3 protein-coding genes are annotated in these 1,170 nt (G+C 71.5%); all 3 read left to right on the top strand.

The window, feature by feature from the left end; translation table 11 throughout:
* Nucleotides 1-275 (top strand): hypothetical protein (locus tag D3273_RS27800; RefSeq protein ID WP_207210938.1); only part of this gene is annotated, 275 nt, incomplete at its 5' end.
* Nucleotides 272-673, top strand: coding sequence for a hypothetical protein (locus D3273_RS27795; protein ID WP_129230285.1), 402 nt, complete (start codon nt 272-274; stop codon nt 671-673). The genes D3273_RS27800 and D3273_RS27795, both read left to right, overlap by 4 nt.
* Complete coding sequence (locus D3273_RS27790; protein ID WP_129230284.1) at nt 666-1,061, top strand: hypothetical protein; 396 nt, start codon at nt 666-668, stop codon at nt 1,059-1,061. Before D3273_RS27795 ends, D3273_RS27790 begins: the two co-directional genes overlap by 8 nt.
* Nucleotides 1,062-1,170: the final 109 nt, after the last annotated feature.

Raw genomic sequence — 1,170 nt, 5'->3', positions numbered from 1 at the left:
CACCACCACCAGGAAATCCGAACATGCAGAAGCGTGAAGGGCGGAGCTTTGCCCCGCCACCATCCCGACCGCAGCAGGCCGACCCCGGCAGGACCGGCCGCAAGCGCTGGATGCGCCCCGACGTGCCGCGGCCCGCGGCGCTCGTGCGGGTGCTGCTGCCGACGCTGGACACGACGTTGCCGGAGGTCGACCCGCCCGACCCGCTGACGGTGCTCGACCATCTGGCCCTACTGCCCTGCGCGGCGCGGCAGGACATCGTGCGAGGCGCCCTGTGAGCGGCCCCGTCACCCGCCGTTCGGCCCTCACGGGCTCCGCGGTCGCGGCGCTGGGCCTCGCGGTCGGTGTCAGCAAGGCCCGGGCCTCGCGTGTCCTGTCGCCCAACGACGCGCGTCTCGTCACCATCGCGGCCGAGATACAGGCGACCGAAGACAGGCTGAGCGTCCTGTCCGCCACCCACGAGCAAGCGGAGGACCTGCCCGAGTGGGACGTGCTCATCGAGCGGTTCACTCCGCTCGAAGAGGAGATGGCAGAGACGCCGGCCGACACGCTGGCGGGAGTGCTCGCCAAGGCGCGCGCATCCCGGGTGCAGCCCGTGCTCAACTGCCAGAACGGCATCTCCGACAGTCTGTCCGCCGACCTCGTGCGGCTGTTCGGGGGAGGCGTCAATGCGTGACCTCCTGCCCGCTCTCCCGGCGCTCGTCCTGCCGCCATTCAGCGTCTCGTCGGCGCCCGGCTCCCTGGCGGCCGACGTGCCCGGCCTCGTGTCGGACATCGAGCGGCGCTTCGCGGCCCTCGAAAACTACTGCCACGACCTGGGCGACGTGCCGCCGCACGACACCGAGTTCAATCGGCTCGACGACCTCGTGACGGAGGCCATTCACGCCCTGGCCGACGCGCCCTCCCGAGACATGGCCGGGGTGCTGGCGAAAGCCAGCGCCCTCCTGCGAGCCCCGATCGAGGAAGACTTCGACCACTCCGACCGCATCGGCATCTCGCTCGCTCGCGACGTGCTGCGCCTGCTCGGCGCGGCCCCAACCCTCACCGGAGGTCACCATGCTTGAACGACGCTCGTTCCTCCGCGGTCTCGCGTCCTTGCCGCTGATCGGCGGGTCGATCGCCCTCATCGGCGCGCCAACCAAGGCGGCCGTTCCCGTCACCCGCCCGATGCTG

Source organism: Lichenibacterium minor (assembly GCF_004137685.1).
Taxonomy (GTDB): Bacteria; Pseudomonadota; Alphaproteobacteria; order Rhizobiales; family Beijerinckiaceae; genus Lichenihabitans; species Lichenihabitans minor.
Note: the sequence above shows the minus strand (reverse complement) of the source record. Positions and strands in the feature narration are given on the sequence as shown.

Excerpts from the sequence above, each read along its gene's own strand:
- D3273_RS27790 (WP_129230284.1), top strand. The coding sequence starts at position 666 with ATGCGTGACCTCCTGCCCGCTCTCCCGGCGCTCGTCCTGCCGCCATTC.